The sequence below is a fragment of the Plesiomonas sp. ZOR0011 genome, assembly GCF_000800945.1.
GTDB lineage: Bacteria > Pseudomonadota > Gammaproteobacteria > Enterobacterales > CAMTGL01 > Plesiomonas > Plesiomonas shigelloides.
In genome coordinates, this window is the sequence record NZ_JRKB01000012.1 from 76,718 (window position 1) to 103,374 (window position 26,657).

Here is a 26,657-nt window from a genome sequence, read left to right on the forward strand (position 1 = left end):
ACCTGAGGCCATCAGTTATTCAGGTTAAACGGGCGTTGATACGGCAAAATACCGTCTCCCAGCATGCTACCGATGCCGGTGGAGTAGTTATTGCCCAGACCGCGGATTTCCACATTAAAGGAGATTCCGTTGTCGTAGATACCGCCACCGGTTTCACCAACGCTGGCGTCGTAGCCGATGATTTTACGCTCGTAAGTTAAGTTAACGGCCCAGCAGCAGGTGTTGTATTGCAAACCGAGCAGTTGGGTTGCCGGTTGCTGCTGTTTGGTATCGTAATAGTACTGACCCACCACGCCGATGCGGTCAGTGACCGGCCATGCTGCTACGACCCCAACCTGTGACAGGTCGGTCGGGTAGTTTTGATTTGGCAGCGCATTGTTGATGTATTCCTGACTAGCATAGCGATAGTTCAGTTGCACCAGTCGTTCGGCATCTTTGCGATATTCCAGCACGGCATTCCCCAAGGCCACTTGGCTGAGTTCCGCATCGTACTGTATTCCGCCCTTGGCACTCCAGTTTTGTGAGAATACGGTGTTAGACTCTGCGGCCCAGGCAGAAGTTCGCTGTTTTTCATCATCGTTAATCGGTGCTACTTGCGGGGTTTCCAAATAGAAAATTTGCCCGACTGCAAAGTTAAAGCGTTCATTCAAGGATGAATCAAAGAAGCGGGTTGTCAGACCGGTGGTTACCTGATTGGCGGAGGCGATGCGATCCAGACCGCTGTAACGGCGATCGCGGAACATGCCTAAATAATCCATCTGCAGCGCGGTGGAATCGTAGCCTAGGCTGTTCGGCGCACCAATCCCGCTTTGGTCGCGGTACGGACGATACAGGTATTGAATGCGCGGCTCCAAGGTCTGGGTATAGGCATCCAGCCACTTGGTATCGCGTTCAAACACCATTTTACCGTCAATTTTGCCTTGTGGAATAAAGCGCGATACCGACTCTTCCATCTGGTTGCGGTATTGCACCGGAATATCCTGCTGGTAGTGCGTGGCATAAGCTTTGGCACTCACTTCCAGACTCCCCCAGCGGTTGGCGATGGGATAACTCACGGTCGGTTCAAAATGCACCCGCGTAGCAGTTGGCATAGCCGGATTATCGTTATCGAACCGCGCAACCTGACCATACAGATGCGTGTTGAGCTGCTCGTTGATCAGATCGTTATTGTAATAGTTAATATCCAGCTGCGGCGCAGTACGATAGGCACTGGCGACTTGGGTATTAAACAACTGGAACTGGGTGGCAGACAGGTTCACCATCCAGTTCGGGTCGGCATAGCCAACACTGGCTTTTTGCGTGACATAGCCGTCGGTGGTATTACCGTACGGTGAGGTGAGGTCATTAAAGTACTGCGGGTCACTGACCTTGGTGTAATCGACGTTAAAACGCCATACCTGATTCATGACGCCACTGTGATTCCAGTAGGTCAGGTAACGCGCTTCATTGTTATACAGCGGGTCATCGGGCAGATAGTTAAAGGCCAGCGTGCCAGTACCTGGTGTGGTCAGGTAGCGGAACTCGGTCATCCACTCGGTGCCACGTTTGGTCATGTAACGCGGCGTGATCGTGGCGTCGTAGTTAGGGGCGATATTCCAGTAGTAAGGAAGCTCCACTTGGAAGCCTGATTTGGTCGATGAGCCAAATGACGGCACCAGAAAACCGGAGCGGCGCTTATTGCCAATCGGAATCTGCAAGTACGGCGTGTAGAAGACCGGGACGCCGGCGACGCGAAAACGCGCGTTCCACAACTCCGCCACTTCTTCATCGCGGTCTTGCACCATGGTGGTGGCGGCAATACTCCAACTGTCATCATCCGGCAGACAGGTGGTAAATACGCCACTTTTCATGATGCTGTAGCGGTTATTGTCACGCAGCTGTAATTGACGTGCGGTACCGCGCCCTTGCTTGCCCACCAACTGGTAATTAGCGTCATCCACGTCGGTATCTTTGCTGTCCAGATCGGACCAGGCACGCGGACCTTTGAGGGTAATGGTAGGGTCAAAATAGTGCACATTACCACTGGCGGTCATTTCACGTTTGACCGGTTTACCATCGACCAGCTTTTGCGTCACTTGCGCTTCATGCGCGGTCAGTTGACGGTTACCTTGTTCGACGTTGACGTTACCGGTATACAGCGCACGGTTCGGATAATCGACATCTGCATCGTCAGATAAGATGGTGACCGGTAAATTGTTCGGATCGCCATTTACCAGCGGCTTTGTATAATGAGGCACGCCGGCCAGACACTGGCTGCGCAGGTCAGCATAACTGTGCGGACTGAACAGAATCGCACTGATGGCGGAAGCCAGAATTGTCGGGAAAAATTTTTTCATACCAGATTGTGGGTCCTGCAACCTGAGCGGGCACCGTTGCCCGCAAGCAATTGAGCTTAATGCAGAGTATGATAAAGCAAATTGCCTTTCTCGGCACTTATATGATTGTTTGTATGATTCCGGCCGCAGATGTATGCCCCGTGCGGAACCTGTTGGCTGGCAATAACAGAAAAAATAATGCGTGGGCGCGATGCTACGCAGCCTGAATAACGGGTTTAAGAGGGGCTTGAATGCAATTGTGGGGCAAACTTCTGGGCGTGGTGCTGGGCGTACTGGTCGGCGGACCGATTGGTGCGTTTTTTGGCCTGTTAATCGGCCATCAAGTAGACAAAAGACTGGCGGCACAATCCCATTTACAGGGCTATTTCAGTAATCAACAGGCCCGACAGTCTCTGTTTTTTCAGGCCACCTTTTCTACCATGGGGCATCTGACCAAATCCAAGGGCCGGGTGACCGAAGCCGATATCCACATGGCCAATGCCATGATGGACCGAATGAATCTGCACGGTGAGGCGCGTCGCGCCGCGCAAGAGGCGTTTCGTGCCGGTAAGTCGGCTGATTTTGCCTTACGCCAGACGTTACGCGATTTTCGTCGCGCCTGTTTTGGTCGCTTTGACTTGCTGCAGATGTTTATGGAGATCCAGCTGCAAACGGCGTTTGCCGATGGCTCTTTGCACCCGAGTGAGCGTGAAGTGCTGTATGTGATTGCCGAAGAGCTGGGTTTTTCGCGTCATCAGTTCGAGCAGTTACTGTCGATGCTGGAGGGCAGTACTCAGTTTCGCGGTCATCAGCAATCGCATCAGGAAGGCTGGTCACCGCGCTCGGCAACACGGGGTCCTACGGTGGAAGATGCGTGTAAAGTGCTGGGAGTGCCAGCCGATGCCGATAATCAAACCATCAAGCGCGCTTATCGCAAGTTGATGAATGAACATCACCCGGATAAATTGGTGGCCAAAGGCTTACCGCCGGAGATGATGGAGTTGGCCAAGCAAAAGGCGCAGGACATCCAAGCAGCGTATGACTTGTTACGTCGCGAGCGCGGTTTTCGCTAACACAGCTAATAAAAAAGCGGCGCAATAGCGCCGCTTTTTTTGTCTCTGGCTTTTCTCTCCGGCGGAGTTTACCAACCGGTGTACATTAATGTTTGTGTTCAGCGCGCCTAGCACAGATCTCATGTAAGGTCTTGCTCAGCGCATGTACCGATAGGGTCTGAGCGTGCGGTTAGGTGCCACTGGCCAGCGGGAGGGCATTTTCTTGCCCGTCAGTCAGCGCCGCGCTTTGCCGCTGATTCGCTTGCTGCGGGTTGCTATCCGTTAAGGTGGCAGGCCGATGGGTATGCGCCAGTTTCGCTTGTCCGCTGCGCGCAGTGCCTGCTTGTACCAGACAGTGGCGTCCGCGCTGTTTGGCTTGGTACAGTGCCTGATCGGCGTTGCGATACAGTTCGGTGCTGTTTTTGCCTTCTCCACTGGCATAGCCTGCGGAGAACGTGAGGATCCCAAACGGTGAACCGCGATGTGGAATCGAGATCTGCTCAGTCAGGTTCATCAACTCGCCAATTAAGATGTCTAGCTGCGGCAACAGATCGGCGGGGATCAGGATCGAAAACTCTTCGCCGCCCATGCGTGACACCACGCAGCCGCGCCCCGCGGCTTTCAGCGCATCGGCAAAGGCGCGTAGGCACTCATCACCGGCTGGATGGCCATAGATGTCATTAAAGGCTTTGAAGGCATCGATATCGATCAGGATCAAGCCTGGAGCCGGTGTTTGTGCCATCCATTCACTGATCACTTGATCAAAGTAACGTCGGTTAAATAACCCTGTCAGCGGATCGTGGTACGACAGCTCCAACAAACGTTGGTTGGCTTCGTTCAACTCTTGCGTGCGAGTTTGTACCTGATTATCGAGCGATAAGTTCAGTTGACGCAGTTGTTGCTCGCTTTGAAAGCGCGCCATCAAACTGGCCACTACCGCCGAAAACAGATGCAAAATAGTTTGCTGGTGGCTGGTCATTACGCGGCGACTGAGCAGGTTGTCGGCAAAAATCGCGCCGTAGAAACGACCACAGTGCCACAGGCCTGCGCTCAAGTGCCAGCCGATGCCAATTAAGTGCAAGTCGTTAAATAGCGGTGCGTCACGGCGGACTTTAAAATAGTCCTGTTCGGTCAGCATCGGCACGATAACCGGATCGGCGTACGGATCGATAGTCAGTGCCTGTTCATTTCGTAGTTGACCAATCTCGTCGCAGCCGTACGTGCCGCGCAGCATCTGCTGCTCCGGATCCCACAGCAAGATCGCCGCCCGATCAACGCCCAGTGCTTTGATCTTCTCGACCGCCACTTTACAGGCTAATAGCAGATTATCGGCTTCGGCCATCGCCAACAGCCCTTCATGTAAAAAGCGCAGTTGTTTTTCACGCAGCATCTGCACCAGCACCGAGGAAACCATGCGGCTGAAGGTGATCAGCAGCACTTGCTGGGCGGCGGTGAGTGGGCGCTGCGACAGTAAATTATCCAACGCAAACCACGCGATCGGGCCGTTCTCATCGCGCAAGATCACCATCGCATTCCACCCCACGCCGACGATGGTGTGCTGGGTGTACAGCGGGGCGTTGTCTTTGATCACCAATTCTTGATCTTGGCTGCGCAGTGCTTGATTAAATTCGCTGGTTTGATCGTGATAGTTGTAGATGATGTGCCGCTCATCGGCGGTGTTACCTTCATTGTCGGTGCCGAAGGTGCCTTGGACTTGACCGGTGGCCGGATCGTACAGCATCAAGGCGCTGCGACAGCCGGGTAGAATAGTACGCAGTTGCTCGACTGCCAGCTTGTACAGCTCTTCCGGTTCGCGACACAGCATCATGGCGCTCATCAACTGCTGTAGCTCACGGATGGTATTGACTTGATTACGTAAGTCATTGAGCTGATTAGCTAACATGGCCTCTTGCAGATCGCGTCGCCCACGTTCGCTGGTCGCTTGGCTGTCATCATGGTGTTTTTGCAGTAGTTGACCAAAAAACAGCAATACCGCCACTTGCGTTGACAGATCGGTGGTCGACAGTTCGGTCGTTGGAAGATCGGTCGCTTGTGCGCTATCGCGATTCGGATTCTCTGGTGTTTGCCATACCAGAATGCGCGGTTGCGTGCTGTTACCGCTTAAACGGCAGATATGCAGATTGGGCTGGTTGTTCAGGGTGTGCAAGATCCCGCTTTGCACTAAGACGTGATTTTTCAGCAACAAATCGGCATGACTGAATAACGCCTGATGATCGGCGTCTTGAGGCCAACTGGCCAGTGGCTGTGACTCTTCCAGTCCGACAAATAACCAGCAGTGGGAGGCGTTCAGGACCAGTGCCAGTTCAGGCAATGCTGAATCCAGCAGTGAGGGCTGATCGTAGGCTAATATCCATTGCTGAAGCATTCCGTGCGGGAGCATCGCGTATCCTTAACACCAAACAATGCGCAAAACATGCGATAGCATTATCTAAATAGAACAACGAGTCGATTACATCTGTAAAATCAATGCTGATTTTGAGCGGTAAGTCGATTTTTAACCGGTTGATCTGCGGGGAAGTTTCCCCGCACAGTCGCAAAGGCGTGGCGCTGATCACGTCGACAATTAGGCCGAGAATGACGCAATAGATGCCCTAGATAAGGGCGGTAAAACCACCGCCGTAAGTTAGGCGAGGGTTTTACCGCTCAGTAATGCAATGGCTAGCGAAAGATGTGGTTGTGTAGCCCAATAGCAGCTTTTTGTGGTGATATTTATCCTGCTTTCGCGTTTTATTTCTTGGCGCTGATCGCACTGAGCTTAGCGCTGACCCGTTGGCGGCTCTCTTCGCTGTGCAGTGCTTGCGAAAACGCGCGCGCTTCCAGATCGATGGTAAAGGGCACCGCCTGCTTTAATTCGTTTTTCAGCAAGGCTTTGCTGTTACGTAAGGCGTGCGGCGGCTTGTGTGCTAGCCGTATTGCTTGTGTGTGGGCAAAAGCCAACACCTCATTAGCCGGTAAGCTGCGATTCGCGAGTCCCGCGTGCGCGGCTTGCGCGCCAGAAAACGCATCGCCCAGCAGCAACCACTCACAGGCGCGCACATGGCCGAGCGTACGCGGTAGCAGTAAGCTCGATGCAAACTCGGGAACTAACCCCAAATCGATAAACGGCAGCTGCAGCACCGCATCATCAGCGACGTAAACCAGATCGCAATGCAATAGCAACGTAGTACCAATACCGATGGCCACACCACACACCGCCGCGACCACCGGTTTTGGGAAGGCTGCTAGCGTGTGTAGCATTCGAATGGCGGGATGTTCGTGATCTAGGTTGCCACTTTCGAGAAAGACTGCCAGATCATTACCGGCGGTAAAGCAGCACTCGTTACCTTGCAGCACCACACTGCGTACGCGGTTGTCGCTCGCCGCATCACGCAGTGCCAGCTCCAGTGCGTGGTACATCTCCAGCGTCAGGGCATTTTTCTTTTCTGGGCGATTGAAGGTCAGACACAGCACGCCTTCGTCAGACCGGGTGATTAACAGGCTATCCATGCAAAATCCTTGTTATCAGGGGCGCACGTGACAACAGTGCGGCCGGAGTCGGGGAGAGGAATAATTTCGCCATCCTCATTAACGTTGTTGGTACGACCAGTTAACAATAGCAGCATAAACCAGTGGCTGGCAGTTGGAAATCAAATCACACTGTTTGTCACTCTTGTGCTCGGTGTGTGGCTAGTACTGAAGGGGCGATTGCGAGTACAATGAGCGCCGTTCTCAACGGGGTGCCGCGAGGCTGAGATAACACCCGTCGAACCTGATCCGGTTTATACCGGCGGAGGGATTTGAGATCTGCTGTTTGGCGCCGGCGCGCATCAAGGTGAAAGACGCGGTAAGCCGGCCATCCTCCGACAGCACTCAAAAACCTTTGCCGACTCCCACAAGGTTGTTAAGGAGCGCAAAGTGTCTGTGACCCCTGTTTCGCTGTTTTCTCGCTGTGTTCGTTCGCGTTTTGGTGTTGGCGCATTGCTGGCGCTGGGCGCGTTAAGTAGCTTGCCGTTGGTGCAAGCCGCTGAGCGCACGCTCACCGTGTATACCTATGATTCGTTTGCCTCTGATTGGGGCCCGGGCCCGGCGGTCAAAAAAGCCTTTGAGGCTGAGTGCGGTGATTGTGAGCTGAAATTCGTGGCGCTGGATGATGGCGTGTCGATTTTAAATCGCGTGCGTATGGAAGGTAAAAACAGTCCGGCCGATGTGGTGCTGGGGTTGGATAACAATTTGGTAGCAGATGCCGAGAAAACCGGTCTGTTCGCCCCGCTTCCTGCGCCGCAAACCAAGCTCACTCTACCGGGCGGTTGGAGCAATACCCATTTCCTGCCGTATGACTACGGTTACTTCGCTTTCGTGTATAACCAAAAACGTTTGAAAACCCCGCCGCAAAGCTTGCATGACTTGGTGGATAGCAAGCAGCCGATCAAGGTGATTTATCAAGATCCGCGCACCAGTACACCGGGGCTGGGGCTGTTGCTGTGGATGAAATCGGTGTATGGCGATCAGGCGGCCGAGGCATGGCAGAAGTTGGCGGGGAAGACCGTCACCGTGACCAAAGGCTGGAGCGAAGCCTACGGACTGTTTCTTAAAGGAGAGGCGGATATGGTGTTGAGTTACACCACCTCGCCGATGTATCACCTGATCAGCGAAAACAATCCAGACTATAAAGCCGCTAACTTTGCCGAAGGTCACTATTTGCAAGTGGAAGTGGCCGGTCAGCTGGCGTCCAGCAAGCAGCCGCAGCTGGCGCAAGAGTTCTTACGCTTTATGTTAACCCCAGCGTTCCAAGATCAGATGGCCACCGGAAACTGGATGCTGCCGGTGACGGATGTGGCGTTACCGAAAGGCTTTGAGCAGGTGGAAAAACCGGTCAAGACGCTGGAGTTTACTCCGCAACAAGTCGAGCAAAATCGCAAGGCGTGGGTGCGTGAGTGGCAGATGGCGGTAAGCCGCTGATGATGGCGCGCGGTCGCTGGCCAGGGATTGTCGCCGGTGGATTACTGTTGGTACTGGCGGCGGCGCTGCTGAGTTTGCTGTGGCAAGCGCCGCAGCAAGCGGGGCTGGAGGTGTTGCACGATCCGTATGTGTGGCACCTCTTACGTTTTACCTTCTGGCAAGCGGCGCTGTCGGCGTTGTTGTCGGTGCTACCGGCACTGTTTTTGGCGCGCGCGTTGGCGCGTCGCCAGTTTGTTGGCCGTCGCCTGTTGCTGCGTTTGTGCTCGATGACGCTGGTGTTGCCGGTGCTGGTGGCGGTGTTTGGCCTGATCAGTGTCTACGGGCAAGAAGGGTGGCTGGCGCAGCTGTGCCGCGCTCTGGGGCTGGCGTACCGCTTTTCGCCGTATGGCTTGCAGGGCATCTTACTGGCGCATGTCTTTTTCAACTTGCCGTTGGCCACGCGGTTGCTGTTGCAAAGTTTAGAGTCTATTCCGCAAGAGCAATACCAGATAGCCGCGCAGCTCGGCATGAACCAGCGTCAGTGTTGGCGTTGGGTGGAATGGCCACAAGTGCGCCGTCAGTTACTGCCGGCGGCCAGTTTGATTTTCATGCTCTGTTTTGCCAGTTTTGCCGTGGTGTTAGCCCTCGGTGGCGGGCCAAAAGCTTCGACACTGGAAGTGGCTATCTATCAGGCGCTAACCTATGACTTTGATTTAGGGATGGCGGCATGGCTGGCACTGCTGCAAATGGGCGTTTGTCTGGCCTTGGTGCTGGCTAGCCAAAAGCTGGCCGGTTCACTGGCGGCGCCGGCGGGGCGTGGCCACGGCGTGCGTTGGCTGCCGGACCATCTCGCCAGTCGGCTAACCGATGGCGTGTTGATCGCGGCGGCGATCTTGCTGCTGGTACCGCCATTACTGGCGGTGGTGGTGGGCGGAATTAGCCGTGCGTTTTGGTCAGTGGTCAGTCAGCCGGCGTTGTGGCAAGCCACGTTGACCTCATTGAGTATTGCTCTGTGCGCCGGCGCGTTGGCGTTAGGGTTGGGCTTGATGATTGCGTGGAGTAGCAGCCGGATGCGTCTTGATGGCTGGCTGCGTAGCGCACGCTATCTGGAGCTCAGTGGCATGCTCATTTTGGCGATGCCGGGATTGGTGCTCGCCACGGGGCTATTTTTACTGCTGCAGCCTTATCCGGCGCTGCGTGCTCACCCGTTTGCCATTGTGGTGCTGTGTAACGCGATGATGGCGCTGCCGTATGTGCTAAAAACGCTGAGCGTGCCGGTGTTGGACTGCGCGGCGCAGTACGATCGTTTGTGCGCATCGCTCGGTATGCACGGCTGGCGTCGTTGCTATTGGGTCGAGTGGCGGGCGCTGCGCCGTCCTTTGTCGTTGGCGTTTTCCTTTGCCTGCGTGCTGTCGCTGGGGGATTTTGGCGTGATAGCACTGTTTGGCAGCGAAGATTTTCGCACCTTACCGCTGTATCTGTATCAGCAAATCGGCGCTTATCGCAGCCAAGATGGTGGCGTGACGGCGCTCTTGTTATTGCTGCTCTGTTTTGGCTTATTTAGCCTGTTTGAGCATCGTCCTTCATCGTCGTCGGCTGCGCTAACCGGCTCGCCGTCTGACGCTAGCCAACGTCGCCGTACTGACACCTCAGTTGCTAAGGATCGTGAGAAACATGCTGTATCTCGATGATGTGACTTTTCTTTACCAAAATCAGCCGATGCGCTTTGACTTGCAGGTGCGAGCCGGTGAGCGGGTGGCCATTTTGGGCCCGAGTGGGGCGGGGAAAAGTACCTTGCTCAACTTAATTGCCGGATTTTGTCCGCTGCACAGTGGTCGGTTGTGGCTCAATGGCCAAGAGGCGACCACCTTGCCGGTGGCGCAGCGGCCGGTGTCGATGCTGTTTCAGGAGCACAATTTATTTATGCACCTGACCGTCGGGCAAAACATCGGGTTGGGGTTAGATCCTGGCTTGCGTTTGACTGCCGAGCAGCAGGCGCGCCTGGTGGCGGTGGCGGAGTCGGTGGGGCTTGCCGATTACCTGACGCGTCGGCCCGATACCTTGTCGGGCGGTCAGCGTCAGCGAGTGGCCTTGGCGCGCTGTTTGGTGCGTGATACGCCTATTTTGCTGCTGGATGAACCGTTTTCCGCTCTCGATCCGGCGCTGCGCAGTGACATGCTGGCATTGGTGGAAGAGGCGTGTGCGCGCTTGAATCTGACCTTGCTGATGGTGTCGCACAATTTGGATGATGCTGCCCGTATCGCACCGCGTACCTTGCTGATTGACGATGGTTGCATCTGTTATGACGGGCCGACCGCCGATTTACTCAGTGGCGCGGCGCCACAGGCGCGAATTTTGGGTGTTACGGTCAAGCCGTAACGGCAAGCCAGAGACGCGGAGAGTAGCGAGAGCGCTGACGGCAGGAAGAAAGACGCAAACGCGAGAAGATAAAAAAACGCCCAGTGCGGCAATCGGTGCAGACGCTGGGCGGTTTTTAAAGAGAGCTAAGAAGGTCAGTGCGTCAGAGTTTGAGCACGTCGCGCAGGTGATCTGCGTACAGCGGCATCAGCGGTTGTTGTAACAGCCACAGCGTACTGACCACCGCCATCAGCAGACTGACCATGGTCAGCCAGCGCAGGCGCGGTAACGTCAGGTACTTGCTAAACCAGTCCGCCGGGCGTTGGTCATGGCGCAGCCAGCGCCAGCCGAGCCAGACACTGAAGAACATCCCCGCCGCGCTTAACAGCAGCAGCACGCGGAACAGGCCGACGCTCTGTCCTTGTGGGATCCCCAGCGCGACCCCTGCTAAAATCCCCGGCAGCAGATAGACCGGAGGCCAAGTCGCACAGGCCAAAAAATTCGGCAGGGCAAAACTGCGCGGTGGCAGGTTCAGCATGCCTGCCGCCAGCGGCACAATTGGGCGTGTCGGCCCGATATGCCGGCCCCAGAAAATGGTCGGCATACTGTGCTGGTGCAGCGCATATTCAATTTTGCTGATGGTGCTTTGATAGCGCTGCAGCGGACGAAAGTTGCGTAGCGGCGCTTGGAAATAGTGGCCGGCCAGATACGAGCCCCAATCGCCCACCATGCAGCCTAACGTGGCGGCCAACCATGCCAGCCAGAAATTCACTTCGCCGTGACCAATCAGCAGACCAATCGAGGTCATGATGACCGAGCTCGGCACCAACAGACCGATGAGCGCAATGGATTCAATCAATGCCGCCAAGAACGCAGCGCTGAGCGCATAGTGCATGGCATACAGCTGAAGATGGTTAAGTAATGCCTCCATCGGAACCTCTTTAAACGGGGCGGCAAGCCGAAATCGCGATACTGGTGGAGTCTGCGTACCTGAGTACAAGACGCACAGTGTTCAGCCGGTCAACCGCAAGGCGAGCTGACCGGCCAGTGAGGCTGATTGTGCAGAAGGGCTGAGGGAGCGTCAATCATGACGATGTCTCAATCTTTATTGCCTCAGCCCTTGTTTTACGTCTTTTGTTTTGAATCTTAAGTCAGTACGCGGTTACAGGTTTTCCTCGGCGAACGAGGCTAACCGGCTACGTACCACCCCGTTCAGATACAGGTTTACGCTTCCCTCAAAGTTTTTAAAGCGCTCCACAATATAGGTTAGCCCCGATGTGACTGGCGTTAGGTAAGGGCTGTCGATTTGCGCCAAGTTACCGGAGCAGATAATTTTGGTGCCTTCCCCGCAGCGAGTAATGATGGTTTTCAGCTGCGAGGCGCTTAAGTTTTGGCACTCGTCCAGCAGCACAAAGGCATTTTGAATCGAGCGGCCACGCATGAAGTTAATCGATTTAAACTGGATGTTGGCTTTGTCCTGAATGTATTTGATCGACGCTTCGGTGTTGTGGTCGTTTTTATGCAGCACTTCCAAGGTATCGGTGATTGCCGCCAGCCACGGCAGCATTTTTTCCTCTTCGGTGCCCGGCAGATAGCCGATCGACTCGCCGATATCCGGCGTGTTACGGGTGACAATAATCTTGTCGTACATCTTTTTCTCGACCACTTGCTCCAGTGCCGCCGCCATCGCCAGCAAGGTTTTCCCACTACCGGCCGGGCCGGTGAGGATCACCAGATCGATGCTCGGGTCGAGCAAGGCGTGTAACGCCATCGCTTGATAAATATTTTTCGGATGTACGCCCCACGCTTGCCGGTGCATCAGTTTTTCCCGTCCTAAATCGCGAAACGTGATGCGATCGCTGCCGATGGCACTGACGCGACCGGCAAAGGTTTCGGTATCGTCAAACAGGTATTCGTTGATGTGGGTTTTGGGGATCAGCGCAGCATCTACCGCATGGTAGGTTTCGCGCCCTTCGTGCTGGGTTTGGCATACCTCCACTTTTTTCCAAAAATCGCCGTCGAGGTGACGAAAGCCTTTAGTGAGGAAGCGCACATCGTCGATCAGCTGATCGGTGCGATAATCTTCGACCCGCAACACCCCAGCGCCTTTGGCGCGCAGGCGCATGTTGATGTCTTTGGTGACCAACACCACGGGCACAGGGGCATGCAATTTTTGCAAGTACAGCACCGCGTTCAGAATGCGGTTATCGCCCTCTTTGCTGGGGAAGGCATGCACCTCTTCGGCTAACAGGTAGTCGGCGAAAATCGCCAGCGTGCCGGACGCTTGCGCCCCGTGTTTACTGAGCGGAACGCCCGCGGCAATCTCTTCGGCACTGGCATCGAGAAACACACTTTCGAGCATGCGGATAGCGATACGCGCCTCGCGTGAAACGTCGCGTTTACTATCCTTAATGCGGTCGAGCTCTTCGAGGACCGTCATCGGCACGATGACATTGTGTTCTTGAAAGGAAAAGATGGACTGAGGTTCATGCAGTAGGATGTTGGTATCGAGGACGAAGATTTTTCGTTCGGTTGAGCCCATACGGACCTCCTTGTAAGCGTAAAAACTGTGCCTGGTTGGCACCGGTGTTGCGCCTTAATCCGAGTGTAGCAACACTTTTACAATCAAACGCATCCTTGATGACAAGCTTGTGACAACTACAGAGATTTAACGCGATGAGGGACGGATAAATCCGTGACGAGGAACACACCTTGAATTACCATAACGCCCTTTCCCGCACCCACGCCAAACAAAGAAGAGAGTTGAGTCAGCACTATGCCTTTTGCACTTGGTCAACGTTGGATCAGTGATACTGAGAGTGAGTTAGGTCTAGGTACGGTTGTCGCTATTGAGGCCCGTACCATCACCATTCTGTTCCCTGTTTCCGGTGAAAACCGTGTTTATTCACGAGTGGACGCCCCGGTGACTCGCGTCATGTTCAACCAAGGCGATACCATCACCAGCCACGAAGGTTGGCAGATGCGTGTCGATGAAGTGCTGGAAGCACACGGTGTCCTGACTTATGTCGGTACCCGTCTGGATACTGAGGAAGAGGGCATCAGCCTGCGCGAAGTGATGCTGGATAACAAGCTGACCTTCAGCAAACCTCAGGATCGCCTGTTTGCCGGTCAAATCGACCGTATGGATCGTTTTGCCCTGCGTTATCGCGCGCTGAACCATCAGCGTGAACAATTCCGCTCGCCGCTGCGCGGTCTGCGTGGCGCTCGTGCCAGCCTGATCCCGCACCAGCTGTACATCGCCCATGAAGTGGGTTGCCGTTATGCGCCGCGCGTATTGCTGGCCGATGAAGTGGGTTTGGGTAAGACCATTGAAGCGGGCATGATCATTCATCAGCAACTGCTGTCTGGCCGTGCTCAGCGCGTGCTGGTGATCGTGCCAGAAACCTTGCAACACCAGTGGCTGGTGGAGATGCTGCGTCGCTTTAACCTGCGCTTTGCGCTGTTTGACGAAGAGCGCTGCGCCGAAGCCGGTTTGGATGCGGAGAACCCGTTCGAGACCGAACAGCTGGTGATCTGCTCCTTGGATTTCATTCGTAAAAAGCGCCAGCGCTGTGAACAGGCGGCGGAAGCGGAATGGGATCTGTTGGTGGTCGACGAAGCCCACCATCTGGTGTGGAGCGAAGATAAACCAAGCCGCGAATATCAAGTGGTGGAAACTCTGACTGAAAATATCCCGGGCGTGCTGCTGCTGACCGCCACCCCGGAGCAGTTGGGTCAAGAAAGCCACTTTGCGCGCTTGCGTTTGCTGGATCCTGATCGTTTCCACGATTACGAAGAGTTCGTGGCCGAGCAACAGCAATACCAGCCGGTGGCCGATGCGGTTGCCGATATCACCGCCGGTAAGCCGCTGAGCGTGGAAGCGCAAAATCTGCTGACTGAACTGCTCAGTGAGCAGGATGTGGAGCCGCTGCTGAAAGTGATCAACGCGGCCGACGTGGATGAAACCGAGCGCCTGCTGGCGCGGCAAACTCTGATCAATAACCTGATGGATCGCCACGGCACTGGCCGCGTGCTGTTCCGTAACACCCGTCAGGGCGTGAAAGGCTTCCCGCAGCGCAGCTTAAACCAGATCACGTTACCGCTGCCAAGCCAGTACCAAACCGCGATCCGTGTGGCACGCCTGATGGGCGCGTCGAAGGTGGATGATCGCGCCCAGCAGATGCTGTACCCAGAGCAAATCTACCAAGCGTTTGAAGGCGAAAATGCCACTTGGTGGAACTTTGACCCGCGCGTGGAGTGGTTGCTGACCTTCTTGAAGAACAACCGCGATGCCAAAGTGCTGGTGATCTGTGCCAAGGCACAAACGGCCGTGCATCTGGAGCAAGCGCTGCGTGAGCGTGAAGCGATTCGCGCGGCAGTCTTCCACGAAGGCTTGTCTATCATCGAGCGCGACAAGGCTTCGGCTTATTTTGCGCAGGTGGAAGAGGGCGCGCAGGTACTGCTGTGCTCGGAAATTGGCTCCGAAGGCCGTAACTTCCAGTTCGCCAGCAATCTGGTGATGTTCGATTTGCCAATGAATCCAGATCTGCTGGAGCAGCGTATTGGCCGTCTGGATCGTATCGGCCAGCGTCAGGATATCCAGATCCATGTGCCGTGCTTGGAAGGCACCTCGCAGGCTCTGCTGTCGCGCTGGTTCCACGAAGGTTTGGATGCGTTCGAGCATACCTGCCCGACCGGTCGTCCGGTTTACGATGCGTTTGTCGAGCGCCTGATCCCGTATTTGGCGGAGCCGGATAATCAAGAAGGCTTTGATGAGCTGTTGGCCGATAGCCGCGCGATGCACGATAAGCTCAAAGCGCAGCTGGAAAGCGGCCGCGATCGCCTGCTGGAGATGCACTCCAACGGTGGCGAGGAAGCGCAGACATTAGCCAGCGAAATTGCCGAGCAAGATGGTGATACCAAGCTGGTGAGCTTTGCCCTGAACCTGTTCGATATTATCGGCGTGCATCAAGAAGATCGCGGCGAGAATACCTTGGTGCTGGAGCCAACCGGTCACATGCTGGTGCCGGACTTCCCGGGTCTGCCATCCGATGGCTGTACGGTGACCTTCGATCGTGAAGTGGCGTTGTCGCGTGAAGATGCGCAGTTCCTGACGTGGGAACACCCGATTTTGCGTAACGGTATCGATCTGATCCTGTCCGGTGATACCGGTATGACGGCGATGTCGCTGCTGAAAAATAAAGCCTTGCCAGCCGGTACACTGCTGCTGGAGCTGGTGTATGTGGTGGAAGCGCAGGCGCCGAAGCACCTGCAACTGACGCGCTTCCTGCCGCCAACACCGGTGCGTTTGCTGATGGATGTCAGTGGTAACGATCTCTCAAAATCGATTGGTTTTGAAGCATTGAACCGCCAGCTGAGCCCTGTGAACCGTCATACCGGCAGTAAGCTGGTGAACGCAGTGCAAAAAGAGATCCACGCGATGCTGACCATGGCCGAGCCGAAGGCTAATGAGCTGGCGCGGGTGGAAATTGATGCCGCGCGTAAGCTGGCGGACGACGTGATGACCGCCGAGCTGGATCGGATGTTGGCCCTGAAAGCGGTCAACCCGAACATCCGTGAGGATGAAATCAGCATGCTGGAGCTGGGTCGTAAGCATGTTCTGCAGCATCTGGACGAAGCCAACTGGCGTCTGGATTCCCTGCGCGTGGTCGTAGTGACGCATCAGTAAGTGCTGCGAGCGGAGCACATTATGAGGAATGAGCCTGTGAAACCAACCGATACGGCGCCGCGTAAAGTGCGCAAGCCGACCGCCGAAGAGCGGGCCATTCCAAGTGGCGCGCCACCGCTGGAGGCCTATAACCCACCGACTGATCCGTGGCTGCAGATCCTGTATCAGGACACGAGCATCATGGTGGTGAATAAGCCGAGTGGGTTGCTGTCGGTGCAAGGGCGCGCCGAAGAGCACCGCGATAGCATCATGCAGCGCATTCAGGCCGACTTCCCGTTGGCCGAATCGGTGCACCGGCTGGATATGGCCACCAGTGGCGTGATGGTGGTGGCGCTGACCAAGCAAGCCGAGCGCGAGCTTAAGCGCCAGTTTCGTGAGCGCGAGCCGAAAAAAGCCTATGTGGCGCGCGTGTGGGGACATCTGGCACAAGATGACGGCGAAATCGACCTGCCGCTGATCTGTGACTGGCCGAACCGGCCGAAACAGAAAGTCTGCCATGAAACCGGTAAGCGGGCGCTGACCTTGTATCAGGTGCTCAGTCGCGATCCGGATGGCGCGAGCCGTGTTAAACTGACCCCCGTAACCGGACGCTCGCACCAGTTACGGGTGCACATGCTGGCGTTGGGACACCCTATCTTGGGCGATCGCTTCTACGCGCATCCCGATGCCTTAGCGATGGCGCCGCGTTTGCAACTGCACGCGCGTGAGCTGTCGATCACGCATCCGAAAACCGGCGAGCCGATGCACTTTTGCTGTGAGCCTGACTTTTAAGTGCAGGCCAGACGTACTGAAAGGAAAGATGATGATTCAAGTAGTTGGTCATAAAAACCCTGATAGCGATAGTATCTGTTCTGCACTGGTAGCTGCTGAACTGCTGAAAGCCCGTGGCCTGCAGGCGAAAGCCGTGCGTCAGGGTGATATCAACCGCGAAACCCGCTTTATTCTGGAGCGTGCCGGGGTTGAGCAGCCAGAGATGTGCACCGGTGTTGCCGGTCAGCAAGTGTGGCTGGTGGACTACTCCGATCTGGCGCAAGGTCCGGACGATCTGGCGCAGGCAGAAATTCTGGGTATCGTTGACCACCACCGTCTGGGCGACGTGACCACGGCGCAGCCGCTGGAAGCGTGGATCTGGCCGGTAGGCTGCACCAACACCATCCTGTTCAATCTGTTCCGTATGGAGCAGGCTGAGATCACCCGTCCGCTGGCGATCCTGATGATGTCTGCCATTATCAGCGACACCGTGGGCTTTGCGTCACCAACTTGCACCGAGAAAGACAAAGAAGCGGTGTATGCGTTGGCTAAACTGGCTGATATCGCTGATCTGGATCTGTTCATCAAAGACCTGCTGATTGCTAAGACTGACATCGAAGGTCTGTCTGCGGCGGAGCTGGTAGAAAAAGATCTGAAAGGCTACCCACTGAACGGCCGTGACGTGGTTGTTGGTCAGATTGAGTTGGCGACACTGGAGCAAGTGGACGGCATGCTGGATGCGCTGAATGCGGATCTGCAAGCGCGTTGTGATAACGAAGGTCTGGCACTGGCCGCGCTAATGCTGACTGACATCACCACTGCGACCACCCGTCTGCTGTACAAAGGCGAATGGTCTGCCAAGCTGGATGCGCATGCCGACAACGGCGTGCTGATGATGCAAAACACCCTGAGCCGTAAAAAGCAAGGTTGGCCGTGGCTGCAGCAGGTTCTGGCCTGATCGCATTGCGTGATTGTATCGAGTGACCAGTATCGAGTGACTCTATAGCGTGACTGTATAGCCATCGTCACTTCGGTTTAAGGCAGCCTACGGGCTGCCTTTTTATTGGCGCAACCGCGCTGTCGCACGAGGTTGTCGCACGAGATAGTTGGGCTTTTATTAAGTACTAATCGATATGATTTTCTTCATGTTTTCTCGAGTCTCGCTATAAACCGCACTTTTTTTATTAACGGTGCAAATGTGTGCATATAGCAGGACATATTTGCTTGCACAACGAGGCAATTGGCGGCATTTGCTGACAGATAAACATGCGTAACAGGTCTATGTTTATTAGCAACGAACGGCATTACCGTTAAGTTATTTGAACATGGAGATTGGTTATGAAAGTTGATATTTCACTGCCCGATGCCAGCCGAGAAAAAATTGCTGACAGCTTATCCCATCTGCTGGCCGATACTTTCAGCCTGTATCTGACCACCCACTATTTCCACTGGAACGTGAAAGGCATGCGTTTCCGCCCAATGCACCAGATGCTGGAAGAACAATATAACGAAATCTGGAATGCGCTGGATGAAATCGCTGAACGTATCCGTGAACTGGGCTTTGAAGCTCCCGGCTCACTGAGTGTGTACAGCAAAATGAGCACCTTGCCAGAGGCTCGTAGCGGCATGAACAACGCCGAAATGCTGGAATTCTTGGTCAAAGGTCACGGCCAAGTGATCGAACGTATTCGTGGGATTTATCCACTGACCGGTGAAGTGAACGATGGGGCTACCGGCTCTTTGCTGGATGACCGTTGCAGCGCCCATGAAAAAATGGCGTGGATGCTGCGTAGCATGCTGGAAGAGTAATCGGCATCGTTTGACTGACTACCTTGTATCGCTCATCAACGCGATTACGCCGGAACGCTTGTGCGTCCCGGCGTTTTGTTGTCTGCGCTTATTTATTTGTTCGCGCTTATCACGCTAACAGCATGCAACATCTTTGCTCGTCAGGATCTCAACTTTTCTTAGCGACTAATTCGAACGGATTAGGTCATAATCACGGATAGATGACACGGCGTTTTCGAGCAATTCAAAACAAGAAATACAGACCGGCCTGGCCGGATTAAGGATGAACTCTCATGCGGCTATTTTCTGATTTTTGGCGCTATCTGGGGCAATACCAGCATCGGTTTCTGCGCGTTTTGCACCTGACACTGGCGGCGCTGGTCATTCTGCAAATCCTCAACAGCAACGGGATGCAATTTACCGCCGAAGGCGCGATTAGCGCAGGGGTAGTCGCTCCGCTGTTTGTTTGGATGCACATCGGCATGGGCTGTACCGCGTTAGTGCTGGGGCTGTTACTGACCTTACATTGCCTGTTTTCGCGCGGCTTGCGCTATTTCTTTCCCTACTTGTGGGGGGATGTTTCTCAGCTGAAAGCAGATTTGCGCACCTTATGGCAACGTCGACTGCCCGAAAGCGCCGCGGGTGGCTTAGCGCCTTGTATTCAAGGCTTAGGCTTAGGCGCGATTTTGCTGGTGGCCGGCTCTGGATTTACATGGTTTTTACTGTGGCGCACTGGCTCCGTGTGGGCGCCGGATCTGAAATCCGTGCATAAAGCACTGACCGGTTTGATTGAAGCTTATTTGGTCGGTCACGGTGGCATGGCGTTACTGCACTTTTTCTTCTGGCGGCGTAACCAAACGAAAACCGGTTCGTCAGTCGTATGATTCGAGCTCTTTTTGGATCTCTTGCTGGATCCACGAGAGTACCTTACCGTGATACGCGGCCGGTGAGGCATAGGCCGCGTAGTCACGCCACTGCATGCTGAATTTGTGTTTTAGCACCCGCAACTGATCTTGGCGTAGCTGCGTTTTAATCAGTGGGATGGGCAAAATCGCCCAGCCGAGCTTATCCATTACCGCATCACGCATCATCTCAAAGCACGATAAACCAATGTGATCGCCACTGACTGGCAGTAAGGTTTTCACCGATTCATGGTCGGCATACGACAAGGTGATTTGGGTATGCGATTCCAGATCGCTGTGTTGCACGCGCTTGAGCAGTGCCAGTGGGTGCTGCTTTTCTACCACCATCATGGTGCGCAGCGGGTGTAATACCTCGATTTTGAGCGAGGTACTCTCTTGCTCTTCGGTCAACAGGCCAAAGGCTGCATCCACAATGCCATCTTCCACCAATTGCGGTAGCTCCGGCGGAGAGGCCAACACCAAAGAGACACTGGTACCGGAGAAGGTGTGTTTCAGATCCCCCAGCAGACGCCGCCAAAAGACTTCCGATAGCGCATCATCACGAGCAATACGCAGCACCGCTTCTGCTCCCGAGGCGTAGTGCTGGCATTTTTGTTCGATGATGTAGGCAATCTGCAGGATGCGCTCGCTGTCATCCAAAATTTGTTCGCCGATCACCGTGAGCTCGGTGAGGTTGGAGCCGCGTTCAAAAAGACTGACGCCCAAGCTGTCTTCCAGCGCGCTGATGGCGGTACTGACGGTGCTACGACTTTTGTTCAGACGGCGCGCCGCTTCGGTGATCGAACCGCTATTTGCCGCTTCTACAAACATTTCTAACTGCGAGAGTTTCATATGTGTCTCCGGGAGCTTCCCGCTGATAGTAGAGAATGTAAATAATGTGTCAAATGTTAGCGTCGGAAAAATCGACGCTGAGCGATTGGAATTTGCGTGGTGGCACCGGTAGAGTAATTCCTGTGCCGGAACATCTCAGTGACGAGAGTAAGGCGCTAAGGAAATCAAAGGGTACTATCATGTTATTCGCGTGGATGTTTTTACTACTGGCCATCATGACCGAAGTGGCGGGAACATCGTCTATCAACAAAATTATCGAAAACGGTTCATTAGCAAGTTATCTCCCAATGTGGCTGGGCATTTCGGTGTCGTATTTCTTCCTGTCTAAAGCCATTAAGCGCATCCCAATTGGCATTGCCTATGCGCTGTGGGAAGGTGTCGGTGTCACCCTGATTACACTGGTCTCTGTCTTTTATTTTGGCTACGACCTGTCGCTGCAAGAGATGGTAGGTCTGGGGCTGGCCGTTACGGGGATCGTGATGGTGAATGCCGGTGAGAGTCATCCAGAGCAGGCAGAGGAGGGCGCATAATGGTACATATCGGATTTGTACTCGCGGCGGCGCTGCTGGATGTGGCCGCCAATATGGCGCTGAATAAATCACGTGGCTTTAAGCGTAAACGCTGGGGCGTGTTGTCGCTGGTATTGGTGATGAGTGCCTTTACTCTGCTGACCGAAGCGGTACGTGGGATGGATTTGGCGGTCGCCTATGCTTCATGGGGCGCGATCGGTATTCTGGGTACTGCCATTGGTAGTTGGCTGATCTTCAAAGAAAAATTAAAGCCAATTGGCTGGGCTGGTATTGCCGTGATTGCGTCGGCCGTGGTGATTATGCATACCGCATGATTTCAATGCTCATGATGGCGATAAAAAAGGTAACCCTGCGGTTACCTTTTTTATTATCCAGGGCATGGGCTATCTGCCACTATTCGGCCTGACTCACCCATCATCCATCATCCATCATCCATTAGCGTAAAAACGCCGGTTGAGCCTGTTCATAACGTGTGATCGCGTCCGCATGTTGCAACGTCAGCCCGATGCTGTCCAACCCATTTAATAAGCAGTGGCGATGGAACGGATCAATCGGAAAGTGGACACTAAACTCTTCGGCCGCGCCGCTGACGCGTACCGTTTGCGAGGCCAGGTCCACGCACAGCTGCAAGCGGGTATGGGCGCGCTGCAGGGCAAACAACTGCTCAATGGCGGCCTCCGGCAGTCGCACCGGTAACAGCTGATTGTTGATGGCGTTGCCATAGAAAATATCGGCAAAACTCGGCGCGATGATCACTTGAAAGCCGTAGTCGGCCAGCGCCCACGGCGCATGCTCGCGTGAGGAGCCGCAACCGAAATTTTCGCGGGTCAGCAAAATAGTGGCATCGGCAAACTCCGCTTGATTAAGCACAAAGTCAGGATTGGGTTGTTCGCCGGCATCATCCAGAAAACGCCAATCATGGAACAGGTGGCGACCAAAGCCGACGCGGGTGACCTTTTGCAAAAATTGCTTAGGGATGATGGCATCGGTATCGATATTGGCGGTATCCAGCGGAGCCACATAGCCGCAATGTTGAGTAAATCCTGTCATCTTGACTCTCCGCTTCAGTGTGACTCGTTCAAAGTGCGAATATCGGCAAAGCGACCGGTCACCGCTGCAGCGGCTGCCATCGCTGGGCTGACCAAATGGGTTCGGCCACCGCGCCCTTGTCGGCCTTCGAAGTTACGGTTACTGGTGGAAGCGCAGCGCTCACCGGCGGCCAGTCGGTCATTATTCATTGCCAGACACATTGAGCAGCCCGGTAAACGCCACTCAAAACCGGCATCGATAAAGATCTGATCTAAGCCTTCGGCTTCCGCTTGCGCTTTCACAATGCCGGAGCCGGGTACGACCAGCGCCTGCACGCCGTCGGCCACTTTACGCCCTTTGGCAATGGCGGCTGCGGCGCGTAAATCTTCAATGCGCGAGTTGGTGCACGAGCCGATAAAGACTTTGTCGATGCGTACCTCAGACAGCTTTTCACCGGCCTGCAATCCCATATAGCGCAGGGCTTTTTCCGCCGAGCTGCGCTCATTGGCATCGGCAAAACTCTCTGGCGTTGGTACCGGCTGGTCGATAGCGATCACTTGCCCCGGATTTGTCCCCCAGGTCACTTGTGGGGCAATCTCAGCCGCTTGCAAGGTAATGATGGCATCAAAGTGGGCATCGGCATCGGAGTGCAGGGTGTTCCAGTACGCGACGGCAGCGTTCCAATCGCTGCCTTGCGGCGCAAACGGACGCCCTTGCAGATAGGCCAAGGTAGTGGCATCCGGCGCAATCAGGCCAGCTTTAGCGCCCAGCTCGATGGCCATGTTGCACACCGTCATGCGGCCTTCCATGCTCAGGGCTTGAATCGCCTCACCACAAAATTCCACCACATAACCAGTTCCGCCGGCATGACCGATGCGGCCAATGATCGCCAGCACGATATCTTTCGCCGTGATCCCCGGTGCGGTGTGGCCTTGCACCTCGATTTTCATGGTCTTGGCACGGCCCTGCTTCAGGGTTTGGGTGGCCAACACATGCTCGACTTCCGAGGTGCCAATGCCGAACGCCAGCGCGCCAAACGCACCGTGGGTGGCGGTATGGGAGTCGCCACACACAATGGTCATTCCCGGCAGGGTCAGCCCTTGCTCCGGGCCCATCACATGCACGATCCCTTGATTCGGGTGATCCAAATCGTACAGAGTGATGCCAAATTCGGCGCAGTTTTTCGCCAGCTCTTGCATCTGAATACGTGCCATCTCGCCAGAGGCGGCAATATCCCGCGTCTGGGTGGAGACGTTGTGATCCATGGTGGCGAAGGTTTTGCTCGGTTGGCGTACCGGACGCTGCATTGCGCGCAGGCCATCGAAGGCTTGCGGCGAGGTCACTTCATGCACCAGATGACGGTCAATGTACAACAGTGGCGTTTCGCCTTCGGCGGCGTGGACGACATGGGCGTCATACAGTTTTTGGTATAAGGTTTTAGCCATCTCAGCACTCCTTAGGCATTGGTGATGGCAGCGGCAATGCAGCTACCCATTTCAGCGGTACTCACCGCAGGGCCGTTACCGGCTAGATCGGCGGTGCGGATCCCACTGGCCAACGTTTGGGTCACCGCGTGCTCGATGGCTTGCGCCGCCGCTTCTTCGCCCAAGCTGTAACGCAGCATCAAGGCGGCCGACAGGATTTGAGCAATCGGGTTGGCAATATTTTTTCCGGCGATATCCGGTGCCGAGCCACCGGCGGGCTCATACAGACCAAAACGGCTGGCGTTGAGGCTGGCTGATGGCAGCATGCCCATGGAGCCGGTAATCATGGCGCATTCGTCCGACAGAATGTCGCCGAACAAGTTAGAGCACAGCAGTACATCGAATTGATCCGGCGCTTTGATCAGTTGCATCGTGGCGTTATCAATATAGATGTGTTCGAGTTGTACATCTGGATACTCGCGGACCACTTGGCAGACCACTTCGCGCCACAGCAATGAGCTTTGCAGCACGTTGGCTTTATCCACCGAGGTCACTTTATGGCGACGGACGCGCGCCGCTTCAAAGGCCATGCGAGCGATGCGCTCAATTTCGGGGCGGTAGTAAATTTCGGTATCAAAAGCGTGCTCTTGTGCGCCGCTGCCAGTACGGCCTTTCGGTTGGCCAAAATAAATGCCACCGGTCAGCTCGCGCACACACAGGATGTCAAAGCCGCGGGCAGAGATATCGGCACGCAGCGGGCAAAAGCTTTCCAAACCGCGGTATAAAGTAGCGGGGCGCAAGTTACAAAACAGCTGGAAGTGCTTACGCAGCGGCAGCAGCGCGCCACGCTCGGGTTGCTCGGCCGGTGGCAGGTGCTCCCACTTCGGGCCGCCTACTGAGCCAAACAAAATAGCCTGTGCCGCTTCACAACCGGCGATGGTGGCCGCTGGCAGTGGCGTGCCGTGGCGATCAATGGCAATGCCGCCGACATCGAATTCTTGCAGCTCAAATTGCAGCGCAAAGCGCTGCGCCACTGCGGCCAGTACTTTACGCGCTTCTTGCATCACTTCGGGGCCAATCCCATCGCCTGGCAAAACGGCGATCCGGTAATTCCCTTTCGTTTCAGTCATAGTCCCTGTCATGGTTGTGAGGCCTCAATATTACGTTGCTGAATTCGTTGTTTTTCTTCTGAAACCCGACCGGCGCGGTGGATGGCATTCAACACATGCACCAACGCTTGCGCCGAGGATTCAATGATATCGGTGGCCAGACCCACGCCGTGGAAGCGCCGTCCTTGATAATCGGCCACGATGTCGACTTGTCCGAGGGCATCTTTGCCTTGGCCTTTGGCCGACAGCTGATAATTGACGATTTGGATTTCGTAACCGGTCAGGCGGGTGATGCACTGATACACTGCATCCACCGGCCCGTTGCCGGTGGCCGCCTCAGACACGGCCTCTTCACCACAGCGCAGACGCACCGACGCGGTGGCCATCACGCTGCCGCCCGATTGCACGCTCAGGTAATCCAAGCGGAAATGCTCCGGGTCTTCTTGCTGCATATTGATGAAGGCCAAGGCTTCCAAGTCGTAGTCAAACACCTGACCTTTTTTGTCGGCTAGCTTCAAGAACGCGGCGTACAAGCTGTCCAGATCGTAGCTTCCGTCGCTGTAGCCCATGGCATCCATGCGGTGTTTCACCGCAGCGCGGCCGGAGCGGGACGTCAGGTTCAGTTGATTTTGGTTCAGGCCAATCGACTCTGGCGTGATGATCTCGTAGGTCGATTTGTTCTTCAGCACGCCATCTTGGTGAATACCGGAGGAGTGGGCGAAGGCATTGGCACCGACAATCGCTTTGTTCGGTTGAATCGGCATGTTGCACAGCTGACTGACCAGCTGACTGGTGCGGTAGATATCTTGGTGATGGATGTTGGTGTGCACATTCAGCAGATCGGCGCGGGTGCGGATGATCATGGCGATCTCTTCCAGCGAGCAGTTACCGGCGCGCTCACCAATGCCGTTGACGGTACATTCAATTTGGCGCGCGCCCGCTTGCACCGCCGCAATCGAGTTCGCCACCGACAGCCCCAGATCGTTATGGCAGTGCACCGAAATCACCGCTTGATCGATATTCGGCACCCGATTAAACAGAGTGTCGATGATGCCACCAAACTGGCTGGGGATGGTGTAGCCGACCGTGTCAGGAATATTGATGGTGCGAGCACCGGCTTTAATTGCGGCTTCCACTACGCGGCACAGATTATCAATCGGGGTGCGGCCAGCGTCTTCGCAGGAAAACTCCACATCATCGGTATAGCGACGCGCGCGGGTTACCGCGTGCACCGCCATCGCCAACACATCATCAAAACTGCGGCGCAGTTTCGACTCGATATGCAGCGTCGAAGTGGCAATAAAGGTGTGGATACGAAAGGCCTCAGCCACTTTCAGGGCTTCGGCAGCGACATCGATATCTTTGTCTACCGCGCGGGCCAAGGCGCAGACGCGGCTGTGCTTGATATGCCGAGCGATGGTTTGCACCGATTCAAAATCGCCTGGCGATGAGACCGGAAAACCGACCTCCATCACATCAACCCCAAGGCGCTCAAGGGCATAGGCGATCTGCAGTTTTTCTTTCACGCTCAGGCTGGCTCGCAGAGCCTGCTCGCCGTCGCGCAGCGTGGTATCGAATATGATCACCTGATTGCTCATGGTGGCGCTCTCCTTCCTTAAGTTGCGTTCAATCCCTGTCGTCACGCGGAAAAAAAAGCCCGCGCAGACGGCGCGGGCTTGGAGGTGGATGTCTGAACTTGCGGCACTGTAACGTTAAGACAAACCTCGAGCGGACCCGCGCTGGTGGGCAGCGAGTAGCAGTAGGTTTAGAAACAGGGCGCGGATGTTCATCATTATTAACGTATCTCGGTCTATATCGTGGCCGTGGCTGTCGTGCTCAGGTTACATCGTTTCGGGTAACGCTGGCACGGGCATGCAAACGGCGGAAATTTAATCGCTTGTGTTATGTGATACTTCAGATG

Annotated in this window: 20 protein-coding genes, 1 pseudogene and 1 riboswitch; of the genes and pseudogenes, 11 read left to right on the plus strand and 10 right to left on the minus strand. The window is 55.2% G+C overall.

Going from position 1 to position 26,657, the window contains the following annotated elements:
• Positions 1–11: 11 nt before the first annotated feature.
• Positions 12–2,336: an LPS assembly protein LptD gene (gene lptD / locus L975_RS01210; RefSeq protein WP_047706731.1), complete on the minus strand. Its 2,325-nt coding sequence runs from the start codon at positions 2,334–2,336 to the stop codon at positions 12–14.
• Between the two features lie 230 nt (positions 2,337–2,566).
• On the opposite strand from lptD, the gene djlA reads away from it, so the two are divergent.
• Entirely contained in the window at positions 2,567–3,388 is an 822-nt protein-coding gene (djlA, locus tag L975_RS01215; RefSeq protein WP_010864707.1) for a co-chaperone DjlA, read from the plus strand.
• 169 nt (positions 3,389–3,557) lie between these two features.
• Here the strand turns inward: djlA and L975_RS01220 are convergent, their stop codons facing one another.
• Positions 3,558–5,768, minus strand: a complete 2,211-nt coding sequence (locus tag L975_RS01220) for a GGDEF domain-containing protein (RefSeq protein WP_047706733.1) — start codon at positions 5,766–5,768, stop codon at positions 3,558–3,560.
• A 347-nt stretch (positions 5,769–6,115) separates the two neighbouring features.
• The gene (locus tag L975_RS01225) at positions 6,116–6,874 is read right to left on the minus strand and encodes an enoyl-CoA hydratase-related protein (protein ID WP_047706735.1); all 759 of its coding nucleotides are present in this window, start codon (positions 6,872–6,874) and stop codon (positions 6,116–6,118) included.
• Positions 6,875–7,090: 216 nt separating this feature from the next.
• A riboswitch (TPP riboswitch) is annotated at positions 7,091–7,181 on the plus strand.
• A 164-nt stretch (positions 7,182–7,345) separates the two neighbouring features.
• Between L975_RS01225 and thiB the strand changes: the two genes are divergently transcribed.
• The 3 genes and pseudogenes from thiB to thiQ all read left to right on the plus strand — a co-directional run bounded on the left by thiB (position 7,346) and on the right by thiQ (position 10,684).
• Positions 7,346–8,326: a thiamine ABC transporter substrate binding subunit gene (gene thiB / locus L975_RS01230; RefSeq protein WP_047706842.1), complete on the plus strand. Its 981-nt coding sequence runs from the start codon at positions 7,346–7,348 to the stop codon at positions 8,324–8,326.
• Positions 8,302–9,906 (plus strand): annotated as a pseudogene (gene thiP / locus L975_RS01235) (thiamine/thiamine pyrophosphate ABC transporter permease); the annotation flags it as partial. The gene thiB and the pseudogene thiP, both read left to right, overlap by 25 nt.
• A 73-nt stretch (positions 9,907–9,979) precedes the next feature.
• Entirely contained in the window at positions 9,980–10,684 is a 705-nt protein-coding gene (gene thiQ / locus L975_RS01240; protein ID WP_047706736.1) for a thiamine ABC transporter ATP-binding protein ThiQ, read from the plus strand.
• Positions 10,685–10,826: 142 nt separating this feature from the next.
• Here thiQ and L975_RS01245 read toward each other — a convergent pair whose 3' ends face one another.
• Both L975_RS01245 and L975_RS01250 read right to left on the minus strand, forming a co-directional pair.
• The gene (locus L975_RS01245) at positions 10,827–11,594 is read right to left on the minus strand and encodes a DedA family protein (RefSeq protein WP_047706737.1); all 768 of its coding nucleotides are present in this window, start codon (positions 11,592–11,594) and stop codon (positions 10,827–10,829) included.
• 231 nt (positions 11,595–11,825) lie between these two features.
• On the minus strand, positions 11,826–13,205 hold the full coding sequence (locus L975_RS01250) for a PhoH family protein (protein WP_047706738.1): 1,380 nt from the start codon (positions 13,203–13,205) through the stop codon (positions 11,826–11,828).
• A gap of 234 nt (positions 13,206–13,439) precedes the next feature.
• On the opposite strand from L975_RS01250, the gene rapA reads away from it, so the two are divergent.
• From rapA to L975_RS01275, 5 genes are all read left to right on the plus strand, one after another.
• Positions 13,440–16,352 carry an RNA polymerase-associated protein RapA gene (gene rapA / locus L975_RS01255; protein ID WP_047706740.1) on the plus strand — a complete coding sequence of 971 codons (2,913 nt, stop codon included), beginning with the start codon at positions 13,440–13,442 and terminating at the stop codon, positions 16,350–16,352.
• Between the two features lie 21 nt (positions 16,353–16,373).
• Positions 16,374–17,123, plus strand: a complete 750-nt coding sequence (gene rluA, locus L975_RS01260; RefSeq protein ID WP_072032996.1) for a bifunctional tRNA pseudouridine(32) synthase/23S rRNA pseudouridine(746) synthase RluA — start codon at positions 16,374–16,376, stop codon at positions 17,121–17,123.
• A 28-nt stretch (positions 17,124–17,151) separates the two neighbouring features.
• Positions 17,152–18,060 (plus strand): manganese-dependent inorganic pyrophosphatase, encoded by a 909-nt coding sequence (locus L975_RS01265; RefSeq protein ID WP_207541846.1) that lies wholly within the window; start codon positions 17,152–17,154, stop codon positions 18,058–18,060.
• A 380-nt stretch (positions 18,061–18,440) separates the two neighbouring features.
• A complete protein-coding gene (locus tag L975_RS01270) occupies positions 18,441–18,911 on the plus strand; it encodes a Dps family protein (RefSeq protein ID WP_010864694.1) in 471 nt (156 codons plus the stop codon).
• Between the two features lie 272 nt (positions 18,912–19,183).
• Positions 19,184–19,774, plus strand: a complete 591-nt coding sequence (locus tag L975_RS01275; RefSeq protein WP_047706742.1) for a cytochrome b/b6 domain-containing protein — start codon at positions 19,184–19,186, stop codon at positions 19,772–19,774.
• On the opposite strand, the gene L975_RS01280 is transcribed toward L975_RS01275, so the two are convergent.
• On the minus strand, positions 19,763–20,644 hold the full coding sequence (locus tag L975_RS01280; protein ID WP_010864692.1) for a LysR family transcriptional regulator: 882 nt from the start codon (positions 20,642–20,644) through the stop codon (positions 19,763–19,765). The two genes, L975_RS01275 and L975_RS01280, sit on opposite strands and share 12 nt — an antisense overlap.
• A gap of 44 nt (positions 20,645–20,688) precedes the next feature.
• On the opposite strand from L975_RS01280, the gene L975_RS01285 reads away from it, so the two are divergent.
• Complete coding sequence (locus L975_RS01285) at positions 20,689–21,174, plus strand: SMR family transporter (protein WP_230400759.1); 486 nt, start codon at positions 20,689–20,691, stop codon at positions 21,172–21,174.
• Complete coding sequence (locus L975_RS01290; protein WP_010864690.1) at positions 21,174–21,488, plus strand: SMR family transporter; 315 nt, start codon at positions 21,174–21,176, stop codon at positions 21,486–21,488. Before L975_RS01285 ends, L975_RS01290 begins: the two co-directional genes overlap by 1 nt.
• Positions 21,489–21,609: 121 nt before the next feature.
• On the opposite strand, the gene leuD is transcribed toward L975_RS01290, so the two are convergent.
• The 4 genes from leuD to leuA are packed head-to-tail and all read right to left on the minus strand — an operon-like array spanning position 21,610 to position 26,334.
• Positions 21,610–22,224, minus strand: coding sequence for a 3-isopropylmalate dehydratase small subunit (leuD, locus tag L975_RS01295; protein ID WP_047706743.1), 615 nt, complete (start codon positions 22,222–22,224; stop codon positions 21,610–21,612).
• Between the two features lie 14 nt (positions 22,225–22,238).
• Entirely contained in the window at positions 22,239–23,648 is a 1,410-nt protein-coding gene (leuC, locus tag L975_RS01300; protein WP_039045773.1) for a 3-isopropylmalate dehydratase large subunit, read from the minus strand.
• An 11-nt stretch (positions 23,649–23,659) separates the two neighbouring features.
• Positions 23,660–24,757 (minus strand): 3-isopropylmalate dehydrogenase, encoded by a 1,098-nt coding sequence (gene leuB, locus L975_RS01305; RefSeq protein ID WP_047706745.1) that lies wholly within the window; start codon positions 24,755–24,757, stop codon positions 23,660–23,662.
• Positions 24,758–24,765: 8 nt separating this feature from the next.
• Positions 24,766–26,334 carry a 2-isopropylmalate synthase gene (leuA, locus tag L975_RS01310; RefSeq protein ID WP_047706747.1) on the minus strand — a complete coding sequence of 523 codons (1,569 nt, stop codon included), beginning with the start codon at positions 26,332–26,334 and terminating at the stop codon, positions 24,766–24,768.
• Between the last annotated feature and the right edge of the window lie 323 nt (positions 26,335–26,657).

Bases quoted from the DNA above. Each gene is read 5' to 3' on its own strand.
- L975_RS01245 (WP_047706737.1), bottom strand. From the start codon at position 11,594: ATGGAGGCATTACTTAACCATCTTCAGCTGTATGCCATGCACTATGCG.
- L975_RS01285 (WP_230400759.1), top strand. From the start codon at position 20,689: ATGTGTCAAATGTTAGCGTCGGAAAAATCGACGCTGAGCGATTGGAAT.
- djlA (WP_010864707.1), top strand. From the start codon at position 2,567: ATGCAATTGTGGGGCAAACTTCTGGGCGTGGTGCTGGGCGTACTGGTC.
- L975_RS01225 (WP_047706735.1), bottom strand. From the start codon at position 6,874: ATGGATAGCCTGTTAATCACCCGGTCTGACGAAGGCGTGCTGTGTCTG.
- L975_RS01265 (WP_207541846.1), top strand. From the start codon at position 17,152: ATGATGATTCAAGTAGTTGGTCATAAAAACCCTGATAGCGATAGTATC.
- L975_RS01270 (WP_010864694.1), top strand. From the start codon at position 18,441: ATGAAAGTTGATATTTCACTGCCCGATGCCAGCCGAGAAAAAATTGCT.
- L975_RS01220 (WP_047706733.1), bottom strand. From the start codon at position 5,768: ATGCTCCCGCACGGAATGCTTCAGCAATGGATATTAGCCTACGATCAG.
- L975_RS01250 (WP_047706738.1), bottom strand. From the start codon at position 13,205: ATGGGCTCAACCGAACGAAAAATCTTCGTCCTCGATACCAACATCCTA.
- thiQ (WP_047706736.1), top strand. From the start codon at position 9,980: ATGCTGTATCTCGATGATGTGACTTTTCTTTACCAAAATCAGCCGATG.
- leuD (WP_047706743.1), bottom strand. From the start codon at position 22,224: ATGACAGGATTTACTCAACATTGCGGCTATGTGGCTCCGCTGGATACC.
- lptD (WP_047706731.1), bottom strand. From the start codon at position 2,336: ATGAAAAAATTTTTCCCGACAATTCTGGCTTCCGCCATCAGTGCGATT.
- rapA (WP_047706740.1), top strand. From the start codon at position 13,440: ATGCCTTTTGCACTTGGTCAACGTTGGATCAGTGATACTGAGAGTGAG.
- L975_RS01275 (WP_047706742.1), top strand. From the start codon at position 19,184: ATGCGGCTATTTTCTGATTTTTGGCGCTATCTGGGGCAATACCAGCAT.
- L975_RS01280 (WP_010864692.1), bottom strand. From the start codon at position 20,644: ATGAAACTCTCGCAGTTAGAAATGTTTGTAGAAGCGGCAAATAGCGGT.
- rluA (WP_072032996.1), top strand. From the start codon at position 16,374: ATGAGGAATGAGCCTGTGAAACCAACCGATACGGCGCCGCGTAAAGTG.
- leuC (WP_039045773.1), bottom strand. From the start codon at position 23,648: ATGGCTAAAACCTTATACCAAAAACTGTATGACGCCCATGTCGTCCAC.
- leuA (WP_047706747.1), bottom strand. From the start codon at position 26,334: ATGAGCAATCAGGTGATCATATTCGATACCACGCTGCGCGACGGCGAG.
- L975_RS01290 (WP_010864690.1), top strand. From the start codon at position 21,174: ATGGTACATATCGGATTTGTACTCGCGGCGGCGCTGCTGGATGTGGCC.
- leuB (WP_047706745.1), bottom strand. From the start codon at position 24,757: ATGACTGAAACGAAAGGGAATTACCGGATCGCCGTTTTGCCAGGCGAT.